This window comes from Bradyrhizobium manausense, assembly GCF_018129685.1.
GTDB classification, from domain to species: Bacteria; Pseudomonadota; Alphaproteobacteria; order Rhizobiales; family Xanthobacteraceae; genus Bradyrhizobium; species Bradyrhizobium manausense_D.
Map to the genome: position 1 here is coordinate 1 of NZ_JAFCLG010000036.1, position 23357 is coordinate 23357.

At 64.2% G+C, this 23357-nt stretch carries 20 protein-coding genes; 14 read left to right on the forward strand and 6 right to left on the reverse strand.

Going from position 1 to position 23357, the window contains the following annotated elements:
* Nucleotides 1-258: 258 nt before the first annotated feature.
* Nucleotides 259-714 carry a cupin domain-containing protein gene (locus JQ621_RS34190; protein ID WP_212241505.1) on the reverse strand — a complete coding sequence of 152 codons (456 nt, stop codon included), beginning with the start codon at nucleotides 712-714 and terminating at the stop codon, nucleotides 259-261.
* A gap of 236 nt (nucleotides 715-950) precedes the next feature.
* On the opposite strand from JQ621_RS34190, the gene JQ621_RS34195 reads away from it, so the two are divergent.
* Nucleotides 951-1505 (forward strand): hypothetical protein, encoded by a 555-nt coding sequence (locus JQ621_RS34195; protein ID WP_212241507.1) that lies wholly within the window; start codon nucleotides 951-953, stop codon nucleotides 1503-1505.
* A gap of 98 nt (nucleotides 1506-1603) precedes the next feature.
* Here the strand turns inward: JQ621_RS34195 and JQ621_RS34200 are convergent, their stop codons facing one another.
* From JQ621_RS34200 to JQ621_RS34210, 3 genes are all read right to left on the reverse strand, one after another.
* Nucleotides 1604-2860 (reverse strand): aminopeptidase, encoded by a 1257-nt coding sequence (locus tag JQ621_RS34200; RefSeq protein WP_212241509.1) that lies wholly within the window; start codon nucleotides 2858-2860, stop codon nucleotides 1604-1606.
* Nucleotides 2861-2972: 112 nt separating this feature from the next.
* Nucleotides 2973-4334, reverse strand: a complete 1362-nt coding sequence (gene pcaB / locus JQ621_RS34205; RefSeq protein WP_212241511.1) for a 3-carboxy-cis,cis-muconate cycloisomerase — start codon at nucleotides 4332-4334, stop codon at nucleotides 2973-2975.
* A 181-nt stretch (nucleotides 4335-4515) separates the two neighbouring features.
* Nucleotides 4516-4938, reverse strand: a complete 423-nt coding sequence (locus tag JQ621_RS34210; RefSeq protein ID WP_212241513.1) for a GFA family protein — start codon at nucleotides 4936-4938, stop codon at nucleotides 4516-4518.
* Between the two features lie 470 nt (nucleotides 4939-5408).
* Between JQ621_RS34210 and JQ621_RS34215 the strand changes: the two genes are divergently transcribed.
* The 6 genes from JQ621_RS34215 (at nucleotide 5409) to JQ621_RS34240 (ending at nucleotide 11121) form a co-directional block, all read left to right on the forward strand.
* Nucleotides 5409-6971, forward strand: a complete 1563-nt coding sequence (locus JQ621_RS34215; protein WP_212241515.1) for an ABC transporter substrate-binding protein — start codon at nucleotides 5409-5411, stop codon at nucleotides 6969-6971.
* Between the two features lie 184 nt (nucleotides 6972-7155).
* Complete coding sequence (locus tag JQ621_RS34220) at nucleotides 7156-8127, forward strand: ABC transporter permease (RefSeq protein WP_212241517.1); 972 nt, start codon at nucleotides 7156-7158, stop codon at nucleotides 8125-8127.
* The gene (locus JQ621_RS34225) at nucleotides 8124-8963 is read left to right on the forward strand and encodes an ABC transporter permease (RefSeq protein WP_212241518.1); all 840 of its coding nucleotides are present in this window, start codon (nucleotides 8124-8126) and stop codon (nucleotides 8961-8963) included. Before JQ621_RS34220 ends, JQ621_RS34225 begins: the two co-directional genes overlap by 4 nt.
* A gap of 2 nt (nucleotides 8964-8965) precedes the next feature.
* A complete protein-coding gene (locus JQ621_RS34230; RefSeq protein WP_212241541.1) occupies nucleotides 8966-10585 on the forward strand; it encodes an ABC transporter ATP-binding protein in 1620 nt (539 codons plus the stop codon).
* Nucleotides 10586-10750: 165 nt separating this feature from the next.
* A complete protein-coding gene (locus JQ621_RS34235) occupies nucleotides 10751-10915 on the forward strand; it encodes a hypothetical protein (protein ID WP_212241519.1) in 165 nt (54 codons plus the stop codon).
* Entirely contained in the window at nucleotides 10912-11121 is a 210-nt protein-coding gene (locus JQ621_RS34240; RefSeq protein WP_212241520.1) for a hypothetical protein, read from the forward strand. The genes JQ621_RS34235 and JQ621_RS34240 overlap by 4 nt, the downstream gene beginning before the upstream one ends.
* Before the next feature lie 70 nt (nucleotides 11122-11191).
* Here JQ621_RS34240 and JQ621_RS34245 read toward each other — a convergent pair whose 3' ends face one another.
* Complete coding sequence (locus JQ621_RS34245) at nucleotides 11192-11479, reverse strand: hypothetical protein (protein WP_212241521.1); 288 nt, start codon at nucleotides 11477-11479, stop codon at nucleotides 11192-11194.
* Nucleotides 11480-11809: 330 nt separating this feature from the next.
* Here JQ621_RS34245 and JQ621_RS35835 point away from each other — a divergent pair, with 330 nt between their 5' ends.
* From JQ621_RS35835 to JQ621_RS34275, 7 genes are all read left to right on the forward strand, one after another.
* Entirely contained in the window at nucleotides 11810-11932 is a 123-nt protein-coding gene (locus JQ621_RS35835) for a hypothetical protein (RefSeq protein WP_283813234.1), read from the forward strand.
* A gap of 102 nt (nucleotides 11933-12034) precedes the next feature.
* Complete coding sequence (locus JQ621_RS34250; protein WP_212241522.1) at nucleotides 12035-12355, forward strand: hypothetical protein; 321 nt, start codon at nucleotides 12035-12037, stop codon at nucleotides 12353-12355.
* Between the two features lie 223 nt (nucleotides 12356-12578).
* On the forward strand, nucleotides 12579-13301 hold the full coding sequence (locus tag JQ621_RS34255) for an outer membrane protein (RefSeq protein WP_212241523.1): 723 nt from the start codon (nucleotides 12579-12581) through the stop codon (nucleotides 13299-13301).
* A gap of 167 nt (nucleotides 13302-13468) precedes the next feature.
* Entirely contained in the window at nucleotides 13469-15610 is a 2142-nt protein-coding gene (locus tag JQ621_RS34260; RefSeq protein ID WP_212241525.1) for a methyl-accepting chemotaxis protein, read from the forward strand.
* 133 nt (nucleotides 15611-15743) lie between these two features.
* A complete protein-coding gene (locus tag JQ621_RS34265; RefSeq protein ID WP_212241527.1) occupies nucleotides 15744-16805 on the forward strand; it encodes an MBL fold metallo-hydrolase in 1062 nt (353 codons plus the stop codon).
* A 222-nt stretch (nucleotides 16806-17027) separates the two neighbouring features.
* Nucleotides 17028-18257, forward strand: coding sequence for a 5-aminolevulinate synthase (hemA, locus tag JQ621_RS34270; protein WP_212241529.1), 1230 nt, complete (start codon nucleotides 17028-17030; stop codon nucleotides 18255-18257).
* Between the two features lie 324 nt (nucleotides 18258-18581).
* Nucleotides 18582-22091 carry a PAS domain-containing hybrid sensor histidine kinase/response regulator gene (locus tag JQ621_RS34275; protein ID WP_212241531.1) on the forward strand — a complete coding sequence of 1170 codons (3510 nt, stop codon included), beginning with the start codon at nucleotides 18582-18584 and terminating at the stop codon, nucleotides 22089-22091.
* 7 nt (nucleotides 22092-22098) lie between these two features.
* Here JQ621_RS34275 and JQ621_RS34280 read toward each other — a convergent pair whose 3' ends face one another.
* Complete coding sequence (locus JQ621_RS34280; protein WP_212241533.1) at nucleotides 22099-23130, reverse strand: alpha/beta fold hydrolase; 1032 nt, start codon at nucleotides 23128-23130, stop codon at nucleotides 22099-22101.
* Between the last annotated feature and the right edge of the window lie 227 nt (nucleotides 23131-23357).

The window sequence follows — 23357 nt, forward strand, 5'->3', positions numbered from 1 at the left end:
TTCCGCATCGCTGAGCCAGTAGACCTGCTTTGCCATTCAAGCCTCCCTTCCGTTGAGAAGCTTGAATCACAATCTAATTTCAGATGGAATCCCTATTGAGTACAGACCCTAGAGCGAGTTGACCGGGCCGCAAACCCGCTGCAACCCGCGACCGAATTCGACCGGCTCGAGCTGTCGTCATGATGCGAAAAGAGGGGCCGGGATATCAGTCCCGCCCCCTCTTCCCTCGTGGCCGCTGGGAAGCGTCCGAAAAAAGGATCAGCCTGCACCCATCAGGGTCGCGGGACGGCGCTCGCCGGCCGAGAGGAACATCCGCTTCAGCTTGTTGACGACGCGGATCATGAGGCCGATGACGGCCGGGTTGGTCTTGCGGCAGAACGCGATCTTCTTGACGTGGCCTTCGACATGCCATTTGGCATGCGCGCCATCGCGGAAGAAGATGACATCGCCGACGCCGTAGCGCTTGGGTGGGAGCCCGTCGCTCTCCAAAACGATCGATCCTTCCAGGATCATAATCGTCTCGTCGAAGTCATAGTACCAGTTGAAGCGACCCTCGGTGCACGACCAGATGATGGTCGAGGACGTGCCGTCCGAGCTGGTCGACAGGATGTGCGACCGCGACACCGGGTTGCCCTCGATGATCCAGGCGGGCTCGATCGGCCGCAGCTCCAGATCCACATTGCAATTTCCGATTTCAATCAATGCGCGCGACATCTGCGTTCCCGGGTCATATAATGAGCATGGCCGGGTCCAGGCCCGGATTGTTTCGAAAGATGTTGGAACGCTAGTAGCGGGTTTTTAATTCTTTCTTACGCAGGCGCGAAAAATCCACCGCAAGTTGCAGTCGCGAAGCTGATAGCGTCGCGATTCCCCTGCAAATTCGCGCATATGAACCCATCTTTTCCTGGGTGCGACAAAGTGCGGCGGAATGACTGAGTAGGAGCCCATTGATGCCCCTGACCCCGGAGGTTTTGGCTGCCCAGGGCGAGGTCGTTGCCTGGCTCGGCAGCCTCGAGTTCTCGTTTGCACCGGACGAGGAGCTCTGGTTCACGATCGACGGCGTTGAAAATCCCCGGCAGATCGGAAGTGACGGCTCTGGCGGCGCCTTCGTGCTGCTGCCGGCGCAGAACGTGCTCTACGTCTCATCGGACGGTCGCGCGGGCATCATCGCCGCGAGTTTCGAGGCGTTCATCCAGCTCGTCGTGGCACTCCCCTATTGGCTTGATATCCTCAAATACTCCGCTGGCGCCGATCTCCGGGAGATGCGGCGCGCCGCGGATGCGCTTGAGGCGACACGCGACGACGAGGACGACGTCAACGAGGCGAGGAAAGAAATTCGCACCCGCCTCGACCTGCCGGAGGCAGGCGATCCCGTCGGCGCGCTCTACGACGCGGTCGCAGCTTCCGACGCCATCGTGCGGGCCACCGACGGCAGCCCGTTCACGACGTTGTTCAACCGCTTCAGCATCGACAACAACCCGATACTCCGCAACGCGGCGGCGTGAGACGACGCGCTAAAGCGCGGGCTCAGGAAAGATTGTCGCCTGGAGCTTACCTCTCCCCAGCGGGGAGAGGTGAAGAGCTCCCGGTCACGATCGCGAGCTTACTTCGCCCACTCGCCCTTGCGGAACACCGGCACCTTGCTGCCGTCGGACAGGATGCCGTCGATGTCGGTCTCGGCCGAGCCGATCATCCAGTCGATATGGATCAGGCTCTGGTTGCCGCCTTGCGCGGCGATCTGCTGCGGGGTGAGCTGCGCGCCGTTGATGAAACACTTCGAATAGCACTGGCCGAGCGCGATGTGGGACGCTGCGTTCTCGTCGAACAGCGTGTTGTAGAATAACAGCCCGCTCTGCGAGATCGGCGAGGAATGCGGCACCAGCGCCACTTCGCCGAGCCGGCGTGCGCCCTCGTCGGTGTCGAGCACCTTGTTCAGCACTTCCGCGCCGCGCGAGGCCTTGGCATCGACGATCTTGCCGTCCTCGAAACGCACCGCGATGTTGTCGATCAGCGTGCCCTGGTAAGAGAGCGGCTTCGAGCTCACGACATGGCCATAGACGCGACGGCAATGCGGCGTGGTGAAGACCTCTTCGGTCGGGATGTTGGCGTTGCAGCTGATGCCGTTCTTGGCGGACGAGGCCCCGCCTTCCCACTCATGGCCATCCGCAAGGCCGATGGTCAGGTCGGTGCCGGGACCCGAATATTGCAACGCGCGGAAGCGCTGGCCGTTGAGCCAGTTGGTGCGCTCGCGCAGCACCGCATTGTGGCTCGCCCAATTCGCAATCGCATCCTCGCGGTCGACGCGCGAAGCCGCGAAGATCGCATCCGCGAGCTTGCCGATCGCGACCTCTTCTGACTCGTTCGGGAAGACCTGCCTGGCCCAGGACGGGCTCGGATACGCGATGATGTTCCAGTTGGTGTCGAAATTGACGATCTTTTCCAGCGCCGGCTGATAGGCCATGGAATTGGCCTTGCTGGCGCGCGCGACCTTCGACGGATCCTCGCCCGACAGCAGCATCGGATTGTCGCCGACGATGGCGAGACGCGCGGTGTTTTCGGAGAACGCCTTGGCCATGCCCTCGTAAAGCCAGTTGGCGGCGCGATCGAAACTGTTGTCGTGGCCGTAGCGATAGCGCGCCAGCGTCATCTCCTCGTCGGAGAGGATCGGCGTCACGATGCCGGCACCGGCCTTGTAGGCCTGCGCAGCGATCCGGCGTACCAGCGGCAGCGCGATCGCGGGCGCCGTCACGAGCAGGTCCTGTCCCGGCCGCAAGCCCAGTCCCACCTTCACCGCCACCTCGGCCAGCCGGTCGAGCTTCACCGGATCGATTGAAGTGGCGGAATTGCGTTGATCGGTCATACCGGGTCCTCTGTCGGAATCTCTCGTTCAATCTAAGTCTAGCATCGCGAGACACAAGTGTGCGAGCGGCTTGCGGGACATGAAAGATACGGAGTTTCACGCATATTGGTTTTCAACGCGTTGCCGATTTCAGCACCCGGTCGACCATTTCGGGCGCAAGGCCAAGGTAATTTTTAGGTGAAGTGAGGGCCTCGATCGTGACGCGATCGATCCGGCTCGATACGCGGATATCGGACGAGAGCGCGTCGGCAAGGGTCAGGCCCTTCTCGTTGGCGAGCCGGCACGCATCGTAAACCACGTCATGCGCCTTCTGCCGCCCGATCTGCGGCGCGAGCCCCATCATGACCGCTTCGGCCACAATCAGACCGCGACTAAGGGCGAGGTTGTCGTTCATCTTCCGCTCGTCCACGATGAGGCCTGCGAGCGCGAACTTCGCCTGATGCAGCGCGCCTGCGGTCAGCACGAAACTCTCGGGAATCGCCATCCATTCGGCGTGCCAGGGACCGGTGGCGCGCTCGAAATCCTGCACCATGGCATCCAGCATCAGGCCCGCCTGCTGGCGCACCGCCTTGGAAGCCGCAAGCATCAGCTCCGAAGAGATCGGATTGCGCTTCTGCGGCATGGTCGAGGAGGCGCCACGACCCTTGACGAAGGGCTCAAAGACCTCGGCGAACTCTGTCGAGGCCATGATCATGATGTCGAGCGCGATCTTGCCGAGCGAACCGGTGACGAGCGCGAGGAAATTCACCGCTTCCGCAAAGCCGTCGCGCGCGACATGCCAGGTGGACGCGGGTACGCCGAGCCTCAGCTCGGCGCAGAGCGCCTTCTGCACGTCGAAGCCCCTGTCGCCGAGCGAGGCCAGTGTACCGGCGGCGCCGGCAAACTGGCCGACCAGCACGCGCGGCTTCAGTTGCGCGAGACGCTCGGCGTGGCGGTCGAACATCGCAAGCCAGATCGCGGTCTTGTAGCCGAAGGTCACCGGCAGCGCCTGCTGGAGGTGGGTGCGGCCGGCCATTGGCGTGTCGCGATGACGCAGCGAGAGGCCGGCGAGGATCTTGCGCAGCTCTGCGATATCGCGTTCGATGATCTCGAAGCCGGCACGCAGTTGCAGCACCACGGCGGTGTCCATGATGTCCTGCGTGGTCGCGCCCCAATGCACGTAACGACCGGCTTCGCCGCACTGCTTCACCATCTGATGCACCAGGGGCAGGATCGGATAGCCGACGATGTCGGTCTCCCGGCGCAACAGATCGAAGTCGAACGCGGCGACATCGGTCCGCGCCGCGATGTCATCGGCGGCCTCCTGCGGGATCACGCCGCATCTCGCCTCGGCCTTCGCCAGCGCAACCTCGATCTCGGCATAACGCGCGACCAGCGCCACGTCGGAAAACACCTCGCGCATCGCGGGCGTGCCGAACGCATCGCGGAACAGCATGGAGTCGAGCACGGTGGTCGAGGCGGGAAAGGCGGACATGGGCGCTTCTTCGGGCTGTCGTGATGTTTGGGGCCCAGCTTACGCGGGCGCAAGTGTTCGGCAATGGACATTCATCGTTCGACATACACTCGATGACGCGATGGCCTCGCCTCCTGAAGCCAAATCCACCCTGTTCGCTTCCGGACAGGGTGGATCGTTTCGTCGCGTGGGCTTGCGTCCGCTACTCCGGCATCGTCTCGCCACTGCCACCGAACTCTGCGGGGAAATCCTTCAGCTTCGGCAAACCGTCGCGCATCGGCAGCACGGTCTCGGCATAATTGACGTGGACTCCCGGCGCGAATCCGAGCGTCGGGATCGTGGCGGTGAAGACGTCGACCATGCCGAGCGGCGGATGGTTGGTCATGAGATGACCGCCGCACTTCTTGCAGAATTTGCGCTCGCTGAGCGGCGTCTTGGCATAGGTCGCGACGTGCTCGGCGCCTTCAGTGACGCGCACGGCCTCCGGCTTCCACAGGCTGAACGCGTTCACTGGACCGCCCGACCAGGACCGGCAGGACCGGCAGTGGCAATATCCCATCGCTTCCGGCTCGCCCGTGACCTCGAGCGTGACCGCGCCGCAGAAGCAGTTCCCGGCATGTGTCATCGTGATCTCCCTTTATGAGTCTTTGTGAATTGGCAGTTTCCTCCGTGCCCGGCGTCGCATCCTCCTTTCGATGGACGCGGCCGGGGCAGGCGAAGGTTACACGATTTCCCCAGGGAATAAGCATCGACACCCGTTGTTTGGACTCCCGGTAATCCTCGCCGAAGAGATCGACGAGCCCCCGCTCCTCCAGCGCGATGCCGGCAAGGAGCGCGAACGCGGCCGAATTCGCCGCACTGGCGGCTCCCGCGCACCGTCACGAGCCGGGTGGCCAGCTCGGGATTTGCGGAAGTTGCGCCCGGGACGCGCTGTGCATTTTTTGTGCTGATACTGTCGAGACTTTCATCTTGCGGGGCGGAACGGGACCGTGTGAGCCTCGCGTCCGGATGGGGACTGGGATGGGCCGGCCGTCGCTTCGCGCGCGAGGACGTTGCGAAGCGTTTACGGCCGGTCTCGCTTGAGAAAGATACGAGATGTCGAAACGAGTGTTGCTTGGTCTCCTCCTGGCGTGCGGCCTCACGGCCTCGGCACTTACGCCGGCTCTTGCGCAAGAGCCGAAGGCGGGAGGCGTGATCAATGCGGTGATCCAGCCTGAGCCGCCCGGCCTGATGCTTGCGATGATCCAGAACGGTCCGACCCAGATGGTGTCGGGCAACATCTTCGAAGGCCTGCTGCGCTATAACCCCAAGCTCGAGCCGCTTCCAGAACTCGCCGAGAGCTGGAGCGTCAGCGAGGACGCCAAGACCTACACCTTCAAGCTCCGGAAGGGCGTCACCTGGCATGACGGCAAGCCCTTCACTTCGGCCGACGTGCTGTTCTCGATCGAGATGCTGAAGCAGACCCACGCGCGCGCGCGCACCAACCTGGCGCAGGTCGACAAGGTCGAGGCGCCTGATGACACCACGGTGGTGTTCACGCTGAAGCAGCCGTTCGGACCGTTCCTCGGCATTTTCGAGGTCGGCTCGATGCCGATGGTGCCGAAACATCTCTACGAGGGCACCGACTGGAAGACCAACCCCTACAACAACGCGCCCGTAGGCACCGGTCCCTTCATGTTCAAGGAATGGCAGAAGGGCTCGTTCATCCGCCTGGTCAAGAACCCGAACTATTACGAAAAGGGCAAGCCCTATATCGACGAGATCTACTGGCAGATCATCCCCGACGCCGCCGCGCGCTCGGTCGCTTACGAGACCGGCAAGGTCGACGTGCTGCCCGGGGGCTCGGTCGAGAACTTTGACGTACCGCGCCTGTCCAAGCTGAAAGACACTTGCGTGACCGGCGCCGGTTGGGAGTTCTTCTCGCCATTGGCCTGGCTTTGGCTGAACAACCGCCAAGGGCCGCTCGCGGACAAGCGGGTCCGGCAGGCAGTCATGTACGCGATCGATCGCGACTTCGCCAAGGACGTGATCTGGAACGGGCTTGGCAAGGTTGCGACCGGCCCTTCGTCCTCGGCGATCAAATATTACACCGACGACGTGCCGAAATATCCTTACGACCCGGCCAAGGCCAAGGCCTTGCTGAAGGAAGCCGGTTACAAGGGCGAGAAAATCCGCATCCTGCCCCTCGCCTACGGCGAGACCTGGCAGCGCTGGGGTGAGGCCGTGAAGCAGAACCTCATGGACGTCGGCATGAACATCGAGACCATCTCGACCGATGTTGCCGGCGGCAACCAGAAGATCGGCGACTGGGACTACGACATCGCCTTCACTTATCTCTATCAGTACGGCGATCCCGCACTCGGCGTCGGCCGCAACTACATCTCCAGCAACATCGCCAAGGGCCAGGTGTTCAACAATGTCGAGGGTTACTCCAACCCCGAGATCGACAAGCTGTTCGCCGATGGCGCTGTCGCAACGCCCGACTCCAAGCGCAAGGAGATCTACGAAAAGGCGCAGAAGATCCTGGTCGAGGACGTGCCGGTGGCCTGGATGCTCGAGCTGCAATTCCCGACCATCATGAGCTGCAAGGTCAAGAACCTGATCACCACCGGGATCGGCGTCAACGACGGCTTCAAGGACGCATGGCTCGACAAGTGATGGCGGTGCCGACCTCTCCCGTAGGGAGAGGTCGGATCGTATCGCCAGATGCGATCCGGGTGAGGGTTTACGCTCCCTCGTGGGACCCGAGCCCCCTCACCCGCGCCTCCGGCGCGACCTCTCCCCGTTGGGAGAGGTGCTCTACGCGGCACGACCGTTTCAACCAACTAGCTTGCGAACCTAGATGCTCTCCTTCGTTGCTCAGCGTGTCGTGAAGGGCGTGATCGTCTTGCTCGCGATCGTCGTCCTCAATTTCTTCCTGATCCGGCTTGCGCCCGGCGACCCCGCAATCGTGATGGCCGGCGAGGCCGGTGCCAGCGACCAGGTGTTCGTCCGGCAGCTCCGCGAAAAATTCGGCCTCGACAAGCCGCTGCCCGAGCAGCTCTTCATCTACGTCAAGGGCATCGCCACCCTCGACCTCGGCTTCTCCTTTCGCCAGCAGGCGCCGGTCGCGAAGCTGATCGCGGAACGGCTGCCGGCAACGCTGCTGCTGACGCTCACCGCATTTGCGATCTCGCTCGTGCTCGGCGTCCTCTTCGGCACCTTCGCCGCGCGCTTCGCCGGGACCATGCTCGACACCGGCATCACGATCTTCGCCCTGATCTTCTACGCCATGCCGATCTTCTGGGTGGCATTGATGGGAATCCTGCTGTTCTCGGTCACGGTCGATTGGCTGCCGAGCTTCGGCTACGAGACGGTCGGCGCGAATCTGACCGGCCCTGCCCATGTCGTCGACGTCGCAAGGCACCTGGTCATGCCGGCGATGACGCTCGGCCTGTTCTTCATGGCGACCTACACCCGCATGACGCGCGCCTCGATGCTGGAGGTGAAGCGGCTCGACTTCGTCAAGACCGCGCGCGCCAAGGGCCTTTCCGACTCGGTGATCCAGCGCCGTCACGTGCTGCGCAATGCGCTGCTGCCGGTGGTGACGCTCGCCGGCGTGCATGCCGGCACGCTGATCGGCGGCGCCGTCATCACCGAAACCGTGTTCGCCTGGCCCGGCATCGGGCGGCTGATGTACGACGCGCTGCTGCAGCGCGACTACAATCTGCTGCTGGGCGTCTTCGTGACCTGCTCGGTCATGGTGCTGATCTTCAACCTCATCACCGACCTGATCTATCGCCTGGTCGACCCACGCATCGAATTCGCCGCATGAAACAGTTCTGGAAATCGATGCTCAGGAGCCCGAGCGGCGTCATCGGGCTGATCATCCTTATGCTCGCGATCTGGGTCGCGGCATTCGGACCGCTGCTGTTCCCGAACTCGCCCTGGCGCATGGTGCAGCGGCCTTTCCTGCCGCCCTTCACGCTCTCCACCGTGCCGCTCGGCACCGACGCACTCGGCCGCGACGTGTTCGCCGGCATGATCTTCGGCGCCCGCGTGTCGCTGCTGGTCGGCCTCGTCTCCACGCTGGTCGCGCTGGTCGTCGGCGTGCCGATCGGCGCCATGGCCGGCTATTTCGGCGGCAAGGTCGACGATGCCCTGATGCGCTTCACCGAATTCTTCCAGACCATTCCGAGCTTCGCGCTTGCGATCGTGCTGGTCGCGATCCTGCAGCCCTCGATCTATTCGATCGTGGCCTCGATCGCGGTGGTGAGCTGGCCGCCGGTCGCGCGCCTCGTGCGCGGCGAAGTGCTGTCGCTGCGCACGCGCGAATATGTCCAGGCGGCCGTCGTCACCGGCCAGAGCAACAGCTGGATCATCCTGCGCGAGATCCTGCCCAATGCGCTGTCGCCGGTGATCGTGCTGGCCTCGCTGATGGTGGCGACCGCGATCCTGCTGGAATCCTCGCTGTCCTTCCTTGGCCTCGGCGATCCCAATCTGATCTCCTGGGGCTACATGGTCGGCGCCGGCCGCACCGTGATCCGCCAGGCCTGGTGGATCACGGTGTTCCCCGGCGTCGCCATCCTGATCTCGGTGCTCGGATTGAACCTGATCGGCGAAGGCCTCAACGACGCGCTCAATCCGCGTCTGTCGCGGAAGGGTCGCTGATGATGACCGCGCCTCCCGCCGTCTCGATCAAGAATCTGCGGATCGCGCTGCCCAAGGGCGCCGAGCGTCCCTTCGCCGTCGACGGCGTCTCGCTCGACTTGCGGCCCGGCAAGATCGTCTGCGTCGTCGGCGAATCCGGCTCCGGCAAGTCGATGTGCGCACATGCGCTGATGGGCTTGTTGCCGGATACGGTGAGCGTCGCCTCCGGAGAGATCGAGTTCGAGGGCCGCAACCTGCTCAAACTCGACGATGACGACTGGCGCGATCTGCGCGGCCGCCGACTGGCGATGATCTTCCAGGAGCCGATGACCGCGCTCAATCCGTTGATGCGGATCGGCGACCAGATGGCGGAGATGTTCGAGGCGCACGGCCTGCTCACACCTAGGGAACGGCGCGCGAAAGCGCTGTCGCTGGCGCGCGAGGTCGGCCTGCCCGATCCCGAGCGGATCGTTCGCGCCTATCCGCACCAGCTCTCCGGCGGCCAACGCCAGCGCGCCATGATCGCGATGGCGCTCGCGCTCGAGCCGGCGGTGCTGGTCGCGGACGAGCCGACCACCGCGCTCGACGTCACCACGCAGGCGCAGATCCTCAAGCTGATCCGCAACCTGCAGCGCAATCGCAACATGGCGGTGATGTTCATCACCCATGACTTTGGTGTCGTCGCTGATATTGCCGACCAGGTCGTGGTCCTCCGCCATGGCAAGGTCGTCGAGGAAGGCCCCGCTGCGACCGTCTTTGACGAACCGCAGCACGATTACACCAAGGCGCTCCTCGCCGCCGTACCGACGATGGATCCGCCGGCGCGCGAGCCGCTCGACGAGCAGGCCAGGGCCGTGGAGGTGATCGGGCTGGACAAGACCTACGTCACCTCGGGTGGCTGGTTTCGCGAGGACCGCCGCGTCGAGGCCGCGCGCGCGGTCAACTTCAACATCCTCAAGGGCGAAACTCTGGGCCTCGTCGGCGAATCCGGCTCCGGCAAATCGTCGGTCGCGCGTCTCGTGATGCGGCTGATCGAGGCCGATCGCGGCACGGTGCGGATCGGCGAAACTGATCTCACCCAGCTTTCGGGCAAGGCGCTGCGCGCCGAGCGTCATCGCATCCAGATGATATTTCAGGATCCGTTCGCCTCGCTCAATCCGCGCCGCAAGATCGGCCACATCATCGCCGACGGCCCGATCGCGGCCGGCACCGATCCCAAGGTCGCATTCGATCGCGCCCGCGATTTGCTGAAGATGGTCGGCCTCGACGCCGGCGCGCTCGAACGTTATCCGCATGAATTCTCCGGCGGCCAGCGCCAGCGTATCGGCATCGCGCGCGCTCTCGCGCTCGAGCCGGAGATCATCGTCGCGGACGAAGCCGTCTCCGCGCTCGACGTCTCCGTACAGGCGCAGGTGCTGAAGCTGCTCGAAGACCTCAAGGCGCGCCTCGGCCTCTCGATGCTGTTCATCACCCACGATCTGCGCGTCGCTGCCCAGATCTGCGACCGCATCGCGGTGATGCAGCGCGGCGCCATCGTCGAGCTGAAGCCGACGGCACAGCTCTTCGCCGCGCCGGAGCACGCCTATACGCGCGAGCTGCTTGCGGCGGTGCCGGGGCAGAAGGAGCGCGCGCCGGCTGCGTGAGGCACGGTTCCATCTGGTATTCCGGTCCGTCTAGGAACGGATCGGTCACGGGGTTTTTATCCGCTGTGAATGCCTGCACGGCTGTAACGATGATGCCGGCACCCCATGTCATCATAGAATGATTTTCATCATCTGATGATGGATCAGCGATCCATTGGAGCGAACATGGGCCAGATTATTCAGTTTGTGTCGAAATCCGAGCGCGAGCGTCTTCGCCTCATCCAGGAAGCGCGCGCGATCTACGATAGCGTCTTCCCGCCGAACGATCCGGCCGCGGATCCGTCGACCGCGGCGAATGCCCGTCCGGGCGACAGAGGCAATCTGGCGTGATCAAGATCGTCGCCGTGCTCTGCAGCCTCGCCTCGCCCGGAAACTGTCATGAGCAGATCGTGACGACATCTGATTTCGCCGAGGTGTCGATGCAGTCCTGCATGATGGGCGCACCGCAACTCGCCGAATGGATGAGCCAGCATCCGGCCGAGCGACTGGCGGGATGGCGCTGCGTGATCGGTCAACAGACCGGAAGAGGCGCCTGAAATCGCAGGCCGCGTTCCAGCGGCGCTTCAACTCCTCCGCGCCCGAGGCGCAGAGCAGTCTCGCTCGATCTCACTTCGGATTGGTGTTGCTCCAGGTCGGCACGGCGTTGGTGACGCCGACCGACGGCCAATTATATGTTCCGATCGATGGCGCCGTGACCGTGCCGACCGTCTGTCCTGACGATCCGTAAGTCGGCCTCGGCTGGGCCGCGGTCGCGCCGGAGCTTCCATAGGTCGGAGCCAGCACGCTCGTGCCTTGGTACCTGTGCGACCGGTACTTCTTCGCTTCAGCCGCGAAAGGCGCCAGGACGAATCCGGTCGCGACGAGCGCGGCAATGACAAGCCTGGTCGTTGTCATGGCTGATACCTTCTTCGTGGGCTGCGGGCCTGTCGTTGCACATGTTCATTCTGCCGGCGATTTCCCATGGGCTCTCGTTCATAACTCCGTGTGCGTGCGAATGTGCCGGGACGTCGTGACGTCGCGCGATCAGCGCCGCTTCGGCCGGTACGCCTGGGTCGTCCGCGCCACCGGATCGGCTGTCCCGAAAATGGACCCGCCATTCGCGTTCGCTTAACCCTGTCCGCGGATGGCTCGGCAAAGGGACCTCGTCCCGATACATTGCGCAATCTGCCGCAACCTTTGCTTACCCTTGCGCCCCCTACCGTGTCAGGCGGAGGGAAGTTCCAGATGACGACGATCGAGTTGCCCGCGGCCTCGCCGCGCATGGACGGCACAATGTTCGAGCAACGCCCGCAGCTTCTCGCCGCGACGGCGGGCACCGGGTGGCGCGGCTTTCTCGACCTGGAATAATTTTGGAATAATTGGAGGGCCACACGCGTGCTGTCATCGCCACAGGATCAACCCGAATCAGGCCTAGCGCGTTGCGCTCAACGCATGCTCGGAACGAACTGCATGACCGGTGCCGAACTGAAGCAGCTCCGCGACGACCTCTCCGACGCGATCGAGCGCAAGCTGACGGCGGCCGACATGGCGAAGCTGTGTGCGTTACCGGAGAAGGGCGGCGCCGACACGATCCGGCGCTGGGAGATACGCGGTCCGACCCTGGCCGCGACCAAAGTGCTGCGCGTGCTCGCGATGGCGAGCGAGCGCTACCCGATCCTGGAGAAGTTCGACATCTTCGACCGTCATGACGTGCGCGAGGAAGACCGGCCGGCGAAGCGCGCGGCCTTCCGCGCGCAGATGCGCGATGAAGTGCGACGGCGTCTTGGTTAACGGAAGAGGCGCGCAGGTTACCGGACGGCGATTGAATTAAGTCTTCCTTCAGCACTCTTTAAGTCGGCATTAAGCACGAAATTCATTTGCAGCCCAATAAGTTAGGTTGGGCGCCGCTGTGCCATGCATGTGACAGCATTTTCATCAAAAGCGAGCTATCTGCAAAACCAACGCAGCGCGGACGGACGCGCTTGCCGGGGACCTTAGTGCTGGAGTGAGGACGATGAAAAAGATTCTGTTTGCGACCGTTGCGCTGCTCGCGGTGGGCGCGGCTGTGCCGGCGTTCGGTGCCGATCTCGGCGCTCGCCCCTATTACAACAAGGCGCCGGCCTATGCCGCGCCGATCTACAACTGGACCGGTTTCTACATCGGTGCGCATCTCGGCGGCGCGTTCTCCAGCGACAACAATTTCAACGGCCTTTCCACCGGCAACAACGGCAACGGCCGTTTCCTGGGCGGCCTGCAGGCCGGCGCGGACTGGCAGGTCAACCCGAATTTCGTGGTCGGCGCCGAAGCCCAGTATTCCTGGCTCTCCGGCAATGTCGGTGCGGTGTTCCCCGGCGGCGTTGTCTACACCAACAACCAGCGCGGTCTCGGCTCGATCACCGGCCGCGTCGGCTACACCTGGGGCCCGGGCCTGGTCTACGTGAAGGGCGGTTACGCCTATTCGGACAACAATGAGAAGGTGACGATCGGCGGCGTGCCGGCCGCCTTCATCATCACTGGCGATCACAGCAACGGCTACACCATCGGCGCCGGCCTCGAATACATGTTCGCTCCGAACTGGTCGGCCAAGGCCGAGTACCAGTACTATAATTTCGGCGACGCGCGCTTCACCGCGGGTCCGCTCGTCGGCACCGGCAACTTCACCACCGACGACCATACCTTCAAGGCCGGGCTCAACTACCGCTTCAACTGGGCGAGCCCGGTCGTCGCGCGCTACTGATCGCGCCTGAAATAACCGTTCGAGATCAAGGGCCGGCAGCGATGCCGGCCCTTTCCTTTTTCGCTCTGCGGAACTGCCAAGCACTTGTGTAACTTGCGATTTTTTAACCCGGGCCAAGGATACTGTGCGGCGAAAATACAAGATTACGCGTGTGGGGGAATTTTTCGATGGCGATCCGTCTGAGCCTGGGCCGTTTCAAGCCGCGCTTCAAAATGCCGAAATGGGGCCTGCGCGGCAGCCTGATTGCGGCTTTCGCCGTGATCGCGGGCATGGGCCTCGTGATCGCGGGCGGTGCCGGCTTCGTGTTCAACCATCTCGGCTCGACCATGATGGATCTGAGCGGCCGCGACATCCCGCGCCTCTCCGCCAGCCTTCAGCTCTCCTCGCAGAGCGCGACGCTGGCAGCGCAGGGACCCGGCCTGCTCGCCTCGCCCTCCGAAGAAGCGCTGGCTGAGCGCACCAAGAAGGTTCAGGAAATCCAGCAACAGGCGATGGCAAAGGTCGGCGAGATCATCGAGCTCGGCGCCGACAAGCAGGTCGCCAGCGCGCTCGGCGAAACCGTCAAGAGCATCGATGAAGCCACCAAGAGCCTGGTATCGGCTGCGAAGGAGCGCCTCGAAACGATTGCGCTGCATGACAAGCAATACGAGGCGCTGCGCAAGGCGCAGCTCGCCTTCGTCGGTGCAGCCAACCCCGCAATGCTGGATACCCAGACACGGCTGAGCGCGATCATGGCATCGACGAACGTGTCGGCAGACGATGCCATGGAGGCCGTCCGCTCCGTCGGTCAGATCAGTACGGTGCTTGCCAACGGCAATTTGATGGCCGCTGACATGATGGCCGCGTTGTCCGCCAACTCGAGCGATACGCTGGAGACGATCGAACACGAATTCAAGGCGGTCCGCGACCGCGTCAAGTGGAACCTGGAGGACCTGCCCGACACTCCCGCAACCACTGCGGTGAAGGTCGCAATGCAGAAATTGCAGACGTTCGGCGAGGGCAAGACGGGCGTGTTCAAGATCCGCCAGAAGGAGCTCGATGCCATCGACTACGGCCAGACCATCCTGGACGAGACCCGCAAGCTCAACGTCGGTCTCGGCATCAGCGTGCAGGCGCTCGTCGACGGCGTGCAGAAGGAGACCAACGCGTCGACCTTCCAGGCGCGCCAGGAAATCTCGCTCGCCACGACCGCAATGCTGGCTCTGGGCGGTCTGACGCTGATCGGCTCGGCCCTGTTCGTCTGGCTCTATGTCGGCCGCAACATCCTGCGCCGCATCCGTGAGCTTCAGCGTGCCATGCAGCTGCTCTCGGCCGGCGACCTCGACACCGAGATCGTCCGCTCGCGCCAGAACGACGAGATCGGCGCGATGAAGGAAACGCTGACGGTGTTCCGCGACAGCATGATCGAAGCCCGGGCGCTTGCGGCTGAACAGGACAAGGATCGTGTCGCCAAGGCCGAGCGTGCCGCACATATGGAAGCGAGGATCGCGGAGTTCGAGGGCACGGTGCGCAGCGCGCTCGACAATCTGGCGCAATCGGCCAATTCGATGCAGGCGACCGCGCAGAGCATGTCGACCACCGCCGACCAGTCCAATGCACTGGTGAACGCGGTCGCTTCCGCCGCTGAGGAGACCTCGGTCAACGTGCAGACGGTGTCGTCAGGCACCGAGCAGCTGTCGTCCTCGATCGAGGAGATCAGCAAGCAGGTGGTCACGTCGGCCGCGATCGCCAAGAAGGCGGTCGACGAGGCCGGCGCCACCGACGCCACGGTGCAGAGCCTTGCCGACAGCGCCAGCCGGATCAGCGTCGTCGTCGACCTGATCCAGACGATTGCATCGCAGACCAATCTGCTCGCGCTCAACGCCACCATCGAGGCGGCGCGCGCGGGCGAGGCTGGCCGCGGCTTTGCGGTGGTCGCATCCGAGGTGAAGAGCCTCGCCAGCCAGACCGCGAAGGCCACCGAAGAGATCCGCACCCAGATCGCCAGCATGCAGCAGGTCACGACCTCCGCTGTCGGCGCCATCCAGGGTATCGGCCGGATCATCGGGGAGATCGACAACGTCACCACCACGATTGCGGCGGCCGTCGAGGAGCAGGGTGCGGCGACCCGCGAGATCGCCCGCAACATCCAGCATGCGGCCGGCGGCACCAGCGAGGTCTCCAGCAATATCGTCGGCGTGTCGACCGCTTCGGCCGAAGCCGGAGCTGCGGCCACCGAAGTGCTGACTGCATCCGACGCGCTCCGCCGCGAGGCCGACATGCTGCGCGGGGAAATCGATGCGTTCCTGAACAACATGCGGGCGGCGTAGAACGCCGTCCCGTGGCCCGGATGGCGCTCCGTCCGGGCTACGGCAAATGCGGCCCGGTATGACCGCCATGCGGAGACCCCGGCCCGGCCTTTTTCGGCTGGCGCGGCGCGCCCGGCGGGGTTAAGCCGATAGCATGAACGCAAAAACCGACATCGTGCAGTCCTCGGCCGAGGCTCTGCGCTATCCCTGGGAACAGCATCCCGGCCCCGAAGAGATCGTCGAGGTCAGGCCGGGCGTGCTGTGGGCGCGGCTGAAGCTGCCGTTCCGCCTCAACCATGTGAACATCTACCTGCTCGCCGACGGCGACGGCTATGCGATGGTCGATGCCGGCTTCGGCAATGAAGAGACGATCGAGGCCTGGACCAGACTGTTCGAGGGACCGCTGAAGGGCGTCAACATCACGCGCCTGATCGTCACGCACTCGCACCCGGACCATGTCGGCCTCGCCGGCTGGATCGTCGAGCGGTTCAACTGCCCGCTGGTGATGTCGCAGGTCGAATATCTGCAATCGGTTTATCACCAGAACCGCGGCACCGAGGAGCGGCGCGAAGCGCAGCGGCAGTTCTTCCGCCGTCACGGCATGGACGAGTCGCTCACCGAAAAGCTGCTCGGCCGCGGCCAGGATTATCTCAAGCGCGTCTCGGTACTGCCGCCGTCCTACCGCCGGATCTCGCACGGCGACGAGGTTGTGATCGGTACGCGCCGCTTCAAGGTCATCACCGGCGGCGGGCATGCTCTCGACCAGGTGATGCTGTATTGCGCCGACGACAAGCTGTTCCTCTCCGCCGACCAGGTGCTGAGCAGGATCTCGCCCAATGTCAGCGTGTGGGCCGTCGAGCCCGACCAGAACTCGCTCGGCGAATATCTGGCCTCGCTTGCGAGCCTCACCACCACGCTGCCATATGATTTGCTGGTGCTGCCCGGCCACGGCGTACCGTTCTACGGGCTCAAGACCCGCATCAAGCAGCTCGCCGATCACCACGAGGAACGCTGCCGCCTGATCGCGGAAGCCTGCCGCGATGTGCCTCAGACCTCGCGTGCGCTGGTGCCCGTCGTCTTCAACAAGCACGTGCTGGACGAGCACCAGATGGGCTTTGCCGCCGGCGAACTCGTCGCCCACGTCAACTACATGATCGTCGAGGGACGTCTCACTGCCGAGACCAGGGACGGCGTGCTTCAGTTCAGGACGACGTAAAGCGTCGTCATTCCCTTCCCCGCAAGATTGCGGAGCGGCGGATGTTGCAGAGCAACATGACGTCTCGCGCGGACTTGATCGGGATCAAGTTTCAAATCGCACGATAGGGCATTTTGCCCAAATCCCCTTCACGGCCAGATGTGGGATAGCGCATAGACATTGGAGCTGGAAAAGCTCTAAACAGATGCGGCCCTTTGACCGGTTCCGTTGCAGGTTTTCTCGATGGATTACAGCCAGTTCTTCAATTCCGCCCTTGCTCGTCTCCATACCGAGCGCCGCTATCGCGTGTTCGCCGACCTGGAGCGCACGGCAGGCCGGTTCCCGCATGCGGTCTGGCACTCGCCCAACGGAAAGCGCGACGTCGTCATCTGGTGCTCCAACGATTATCTCGGCATGGGCCAGCACCCGAAAGTCGTCGGCGCCATGGTCGAGACCGCGACCCGCGTCGGCACCGGTGCGGGCGGCACCCGCAACATCGCCGGCACCCATCATCCGCTGGTGCAGCTCGAGGCCGAGCTCGCCGACCTCCACGGCAAGGAAGCGGCGCTGCTGTTCACGTCGGGCTATGTCTCGAACCAGACCGGTATCGCGACGATCGCCAAGCTCATTCCGAACTGCCTGATCCTGTCGGACGAGCTCAACCACAATTCGATGATCGAAGGCATTCGCCAGTCCGGCTGCGAGCGGCAGGTGTTCCGCCACAACGATCTCGCCGATCTCGAAGCGCTGCTGAAGGCGGCAGGCCCGAACCGGCCGAAGCTGATCGCCTGCGAGAGCCTCTATTCGATGGACGGCGACGTCGCCCCGCTCGCCGGGATCTGCGATCTCGCCGAGAAATACGGCGCGATGACTTATGTCGACGAGGTCCACGCCGTCGGCATGTATGGTCCGCGCGGCGGCGGCATTGCCGAGCGTGACGGCGTCATGCATCGTATCGACATTCTCGAGGGCACGCTGGCGAAAGCGTTCGGCTGCCTCGGCGGCTACATCGCCGGCAACGGCCATGTCATCGACGCCGTGCGCTCCTACGCGCCGGGGTTCATCTTCACCACGGCGCTGCCGCCGGCAATCTGCTCGGCCGCGACCGCGGCGATCAGGCATCTGAAGACCTCGAATTGGGAGCGCGAGCGCCACCAGGACCGCGCCGCGCGCGTCAAGGCGATCCTCAACGCAGCAGGCCTCCCTGTCATGTCGAGTGACACCCACATCGTGCCGCTGTTCATCGGTGACGCCGAGAAGTGCAAGCAGGCCTCGGATCTGCTGCTCGAGGACCACGGCATCTACATCCAGCCGATCAACTATCCGACCGTCGCCAAGGGCACCGAACGCCTGCGCATCACGCCCTCGCCCTATCATGACGACGGCCTGATCGATCAGCTCGCCGAAGCCCTGCTGCAAGTGTGGGAGCGCCTGGGTCTGCCGCTGCGCGAGAAGTCGCTGGCGGCGGAGTAGGGTTTTCTTACCCTCCCCTGGAGGGGGAGGGTCGGCTCAGATTGAGCGCAGCGAAAATGTGAGGCGGGGTGGGGTGACGGTCTCTCCCCGTCTGACAGTGCCCGTGTTGAGAGATCACCCCACCCCGCTCGCGCTGCGCGCGATCGACCCTCCCCCTTCAGGGGAGGGTAAGCGGTACCGCCGCCTCGCCACGGACCTTAACTTCAACCCCAGTTCCCGCCCCGGCCCAAGTATTTCGCTGTCGCATCGCCCCTTTCAACGCGCTAGATTTACAAGCGAAAATGAGATCGGGCGCCTTTGCGCCCAGGGAGAAGCACGCTCGCCATGCTGCACGACTGGGGCGTGATCGTTGCCGCCTTCGGCTATATCGGCTTCCTGTTCCTGGTGGCGAGCCATGGCGACCGCCGCTCGCCGGCCAGACCCGGCCGCGCGTCCGGGCTGATCTACCCGCTGTCGCTGGCGATCTACTGCACCTCCTGGACCTTCTTCGGCTCGGTCGGCTTCGCCACCCGCACCTCGACCGACTTCCTCGCGATCTATGTCGGCCCGATCCTGATGATCGGGCTTGGCGCCGGCGTGCTCCGCCGCGTGATCCAGCTGGCGAAAGCGCATAACATCACCTCGATCGCCGACTTCATCGGCGCGCGCTACGGCAAAAGCCAGGCGGTTGCGGCCACCGTGGCACTGATCGCCATCATCGGCTCGGTGCCCTACATCGCGCTGCAGCTCAAGGCGGTGGCGTCCTCGCTCGAAGTCATCCTCAGCGAGGACCAGGGCTTCTCCCACATCCCGATCCTCGGCGACATGGCGCTGATGGTGACGCTGGCGATGGCGGCCTTCGCGGTGCTGTTCGGCACGCGGCAGACCGACGCCACCGAGCACCAGCACGGCCTCATGCTGGCGGTCGCGACCGAATCCATCATCAAGCTGGTCGCCTTCCTCACCGCCGGCATCTTCGTCACCTTCTGGATGTTCTCGCCGCATGAATTGATCGAGCGCGCGATGAAGACGCCCGAGGCGGTGCGCGCCATCGACTATTCACCGTCGATCGGCAACTTCCTGACCATGACGCTGCTGTCGCTGTGCGCGGTCATGCTGCTGCCGCGGCAGTTTCACGTCAGCGTGGTCGAGAATTCCTCGGACGCCGAGGTCAGCCGCGCGCGATGGCTGTTCCCGCTCTATCTCGTTGCCATCAACGTGTTCGTGATCCCGATCGCGCTCGCCGGCCTCGTCAGCTTCCCGTTCGGCGCGGTCGACCCGGACATGTACGTGCTGGCGCTGCCGATGGAGGGCGGCGCGGGGCTTCTCAGCGTCGCCGTCTTCGTCGGCGGCCTGTCGGCGGCCACCGCGATGGTGATCGTCGAATGCGTCGCGCTCTCCATCATGGTCTCGAACGACCTCGTGGTGCCGCTGGTGCTGCAGCGACGGCCCGACCGGCGCACCGGAGCCACCGATTTCGGCGACTTCCTGCTGCGGTCGCGGCGGCTCGCGATCTTCGCCATCATGGTGATGGCCTATTTCTACTATCGTGCGCTCGGCAACACCCAGCTCGCGGCGATCGGCCTGTTGTCCTTTGCCGCCGTTGCGCAGCTCGCGCCGAGCTTCTTCGGCGGCCTGTTGTGGCGGCGGGCGACTGCGCGCGGCGCCATCGGCGGCATGCTGGTCGGCTTTGCGGTGTGGCTCTACACGCTGTTCATGCCGAGCTTCATGGACTCTTCGACCGCAGGCATCCTGCTGCTTCAGCATGGCCCATTCGGCATCGAGGCGCTGCGGCCGCAGGCGTTGTTCGGTGCCGATTTGCCGCCGCTGATGCACGGCGTGGTCTGGTCGCTCTCACTCAACATCCTCACTTACGTGCTGCTGTCGCTGGCACGGCGGCCCTCGTCCATTGAGCTGGTCCAGGCCGATCTGTTCGTACCCAATACGCTCGCCCCGATCGCCCCGAATTTCCGCCGCTGGCGTACCACCGTCACGGTGCAGGACATCCAGACCACCGTCGCGCAATATCTCGGACCTGAGCGCGCCCAGCACTCCTTCGAAGCCTTCTCGGCACGACGCAACATGCGGTTGGAACCCGGGGCACCCGCCGATTTCGAGCTGTTGCAGCACGCCGAGCACCTGATCGCCTCGTCGATCGGAGCCGCGTCCTCGCGGCTCGTGATGTCGCTGCTGCTGCGCAAGCGCACGGTCTCCGCGAAGGCCGCGCTGAAACTGCTCGACGATTCCCATGCGGCGCTGCATTTCAACCGCGAGATCCTCCAGACCGCGCTCAATCATGTGCGCCAGGGCATCGCGGTGTTCGACGCCGATCTGCATTTGATCTGCTCCAACAGGCAGTTCGGTGACCTGCTCAACGTGCCCCCGCACTTCATCCAGTTCGGCACGCCGCTGCGGGAGATCCTGGAATTCATGGGCGTGAGCGATCCGGCCGGTCGGGCCGACCGCGATACGATGATCGAGCAACGGCTCGCGGCCTATACCACCGATGGCGAACCCTATCTGGAACGCCTGCCGGAACGGCACATGGTGATCGAGGTGCTCACCAACCGCATGCCCGGCGGCGGCTTCGTCATCACCTTCACCGACGTCACACCAACATTCGAGGCGGCGGAGGCATTGGAGCGCGCCAATGCATCGCTGGAAAAGCGCGTGCGCGAACGTACCGAGGAGTTGACGCGGCTGAACTCGGAGCTGGCCCTGGCCAAGAGCAGCGCGGAGGACGCCAGCATCTCCAAGACGCGGTTCCTCGCGGCCGCCAGCCACGACATCCTCCAGCCGCTGAACGCGGCGCGGCTCTATGTCACGAGCCTTGTCGAGCGCCGGCATAGCGGCGAGGAAACGCGGCTGGCCGAAAACATCGACGAGTCGCTGCAGGCCATCGAGGAGATCCTCGGCGCGCTGCTCGACATTTCCAGGCTCGACGCCGGTGCGATGACGACCTCGATCTCGAGCTTCAAGATCGGCGATCTGATGCGCTCGCTGGAGATCGAATTCGCGCCGATCGCGCGTGCCAAGGGCCTCAAGCTCACCTTTGTGCCCTGCTCGCTGCCGGTCGAGTCGGATCGCCTGCTGCTGCGGAGGTTGCTGCAGAATCTGATCTCGAACGCGATCAAATACACCCCGCGCGGACGCGTGCTGGTCGGCTGCCGCCGCCACGGCGCCGCACTCAAGATCTGTGTCTACGACACCGGCGTCGGCATCCCCCTGGCCAAGCGCGGTGAGATCTTCAAGGAATTCCACCGCCTCGAACAGGGCGCACGGATCGCGCGCGGGCTGGGGCTGGGGCTGTCGATCGTCGAGCGGCTGGCGCGCGTGCTCAACCACGGCATCGCCATCGACGCCAACAGGAACCGCGGCTCGTTGTTCTCGGTGACGGTACCGACGGCGAAGGCCGTGACGCTGACCGCGGCGGTGACCAGCGCGACGCCGCTGGCGCGCATGTCGATCTCGGGCGCGCTGATCGTCTGCATCGAGAACGATGCCGCGATCCTCGATGGCATGCGGACGCTGCTGAAGGCCTGGGACGCCGAGGTGATCGCGGTCGCCGATCCGGAAGGCGCGATCACCGCGATCGAGGCCGCCGGCAAGCGCGTCACCGGGCTGCTGGTCGACTATCACCTCGACCGCGGCAATGGCATCGCCGCCATCCGCGACATCCGTCGCCGCTTCGGCGACACCATCCCGGCGATCCTGATCACCGCCGATCGCAGCCCTGCGGTGCAGATGGCTGCGCGCGACGAGAAGATCGCGGTGCTGAACAAGCCGGTGAAGCCGGCTTCGCTGCGCGCCCTGCTCGGGCAGTGGCGGACGCAACAGATGGTGGCGGCCGAGTAACACGCGCTCAGGCGCCGCCATCGACGTCGATGACGGCCTTGGCGAAGGCCTGCGGTGCTTCTTGCGGCAGATTGTGACCGATGCCACCGGTGATCAGGCGAAAGTCATAACGGCCAGAGAACTTCCTGGCATAGGCGCTGGGGTCGGGATGCGGGGCGCCGTTGGCGTCGCCTTCCATCGTGATAGCAGGCACGCTGATGACGGGAGCAACTGCAAGCTTCTTTTCGATCTCCTCGTACTTCGCCTCGCCCTGGGCGAGCCCGAGCCGCCAGCGGTAATTGTGGATCGAGATCGCGACGTGATCCTTGTTCTCGAAGGCCTTCGCGCTGCGATCGAAGGTGGCGTCGTCGAACTTCCACTGCGGCGAGGCCAGCTTCCAGATCAGCTTGGCGAAATCATGCGTGTACTTCTCGTAACCGGCGCGTCCGCGTTCGGTCGCGAAATAGAACTGGTACCACCATTGCAGTTCGGCCGCCGGCGGCAGCGGCGCGCTTCCCGAAGCCTGGCTCGACACCAGATAGCCACTGACGGACACCAGCGCGCGGCAACGCTCCGGCCACAGCGCCGCGATGATATCGGCGGTGCGCGCGCCCCAGTCGAAGCCGGCAAGGACCGCCTTCTTGATGTCGAGCGCATCCATCAGATCGATGATGTCGGCGGCGAGCGCACCCGGCTCGCCGTTACGCAGCGTCTTGCCGGAGAGGAAGTTGGTCGAGCCGTAGCCGCGCAAATAGGGAATGATGACGCGATAGCCGGCCTGCGCCAGGATCGGCGCGACGTCGACAAAGGCGTGAATGTCGTATGGCCAGCCGTGGAGCAGGATCGCGACCGGACCGGTCGCGGGGCCGGCCTCCGCGTAGCCGACGTCGAGGACGCCGGCATTGATCTGCTTGATCGTGCCGAAGGAGGCATTCGATGCGGCGGAGCGCGGCGTCTCGGTTTCGGCGCGCGCAAGGTCGATCACGCCGAAACCGACGGCGACGGTCCCGGCTGCGACGCCGAGGAATTGGCGGCGATGCTGGTTGATAATCTGTGTCATGGTCGTGGTCCTTTGATCGCTGTCGTCAAATCAGATCGTCGCCGCGGAACATGCGGTGCCGACGATTCCGCTGGCGTGGGTCCACGCTGGACGGAACCGTTTTTCAGTTCGGCTCATGAAGGCCTCCTCGCCATGACGCACTGACTATCAGCGTGTTACGCAGAGCGCCCGTTTGGACTTGTGAGAAGTTGTGAGGCCGCCGGGAAACCGCCCGTGAGGCGGTGCGA

Bases quoted from the DNA above. Each gene is read 5' to 3' on its own strand.
- JQ621_RS34230 (WP_212241541.1), top strand. From the start codon at position 8,966: ATGACCGCGCCTCCCGCCGTCTCGATCAAGAATCTGCGGATCGCGCTG.
- JQ621_RS35835 (WP_283813234.1), top strand. From the start codon at position 11,810: ATGACGACGATCGAGTTGCCCGCGGCCTCGCCGCGCATGGACGGCACA.
- JQ621_RS34200 (WP_212241509.1), bottom strand. From the start codon at position 2,860: ATGACCGATCAACGCAATTCCGCCACTTCAATCGATCCGGTGAAGCTC.
- JQ621_RS34210 (WP_212241513.1), bottom strand. From the start codon at position 4,938: ATGACACATGCCGGGAACTGCTTCTGCGGCGCGGTCACGCTCGAGGTC.
- JQ621_RS34280 (WP_212241533.1), bottom strand. From the start codon at position 23,130: ATGACACAGATTATCAACCAGCATCGCCGCCAATTCCTCGGCGTCGCA.
- JQ621_RS34275 (WP_212241531.1), top strand. From the start codon at position 18,582: ATGCTGCACGACTGGGGCGTGATCGTTGCCGCCTTCGGCTATATCGGC.
- JQ621_RS34225 (WP_212241518.1), top strand. From the start codon at position 8,124: ATGAAACAGTTCTGGAAATCGATGCTCAGGAGCCCGAGCGGCGTCATC.
- JQ621_RS34235 (WP_212241519.1), top strand. From the start codon at position 10,751: ATGGGCCAGATTATTCAGTTTGTGTCGAAATCCGAGCGCGAGCGTCTT.
- JQ621_RS34265 (WP_212241527.1), top strand. From the start codon at position 15,744: ATGAACGCAAAAACCGACATCGTGCAGTCCTCGGCCGAGGCTCTGCGC.
- JQ621_RS34255 (WP_212241523.1), top strand. From the start codon at position 12,579: ATGAAAAAGATTCTGTTTGCGACCGTTGCGCTGCTCGCGGTGGGCGCG.
- pcaB (WP_212241511.1), bottom strand. From the start codon at position 4,334: ATGTCCGCCTTTCCCGCCTCGACCACCGTGCTCGACTCCATGCTGTTC.
- JQ621_RS34245 (WP_212241521.1), bottom strand. From the start codon at position 11,479: ATGACAACGACCAGGCTTGTCATTGCCGCGCTCGTCGCGACCGGATTC.
- JQ621_RS34215 (WP_212241515.1), top strand. From the start codon at position 5,409: ATGTCGAAACGAGTGTTGCTTGGTCTCCTCCTGGCGTGCGGCCTCACG.
- JQ621_RS34190 (WP_212241505.1), bottom strand. From the start codon at position 714: ATGTCGCGCGCATTGATTGAAATCGGAAATTGCAATGTGGATCTGGAG.
- JQ621_RS34250 (WP_212241522.1), top strand. From the start codon at position 12,035: ATGACCGGTGCCGAACTGAAGCAGCTCCGCGACGACCTCTCCGACGCG.
- hemA (WP_212241529.1), top strand. From the start codon at position 17,028: ATGGATTACAGCCAGTTCTTCAATTCCGCCCTTGCTCGTCTCCATACC.
- JQ621_RS34260 (WP_212241525.1), top strand. From the start codon at position 13,469: ATGGCGATCCGTCTGAGCCTGGGCCGTTTCAAGCCGCGCTTCAAAATG.
- JQ621_RS34195 (WP_212241507.1), top strand. From the start codon at position 951: ATGCCCCTGACCCCGGAGGTTTTGGCTGCCCAGGGCGAGGTCGTTGCC.
- JQ621_RS34220 (WP_212241517.1), top strand. From the start codon at position 7,156: ATGCTCTCCTTCGTTGCTCAGCGTGTCGTGAAGGGCGTGATCGTCTTG.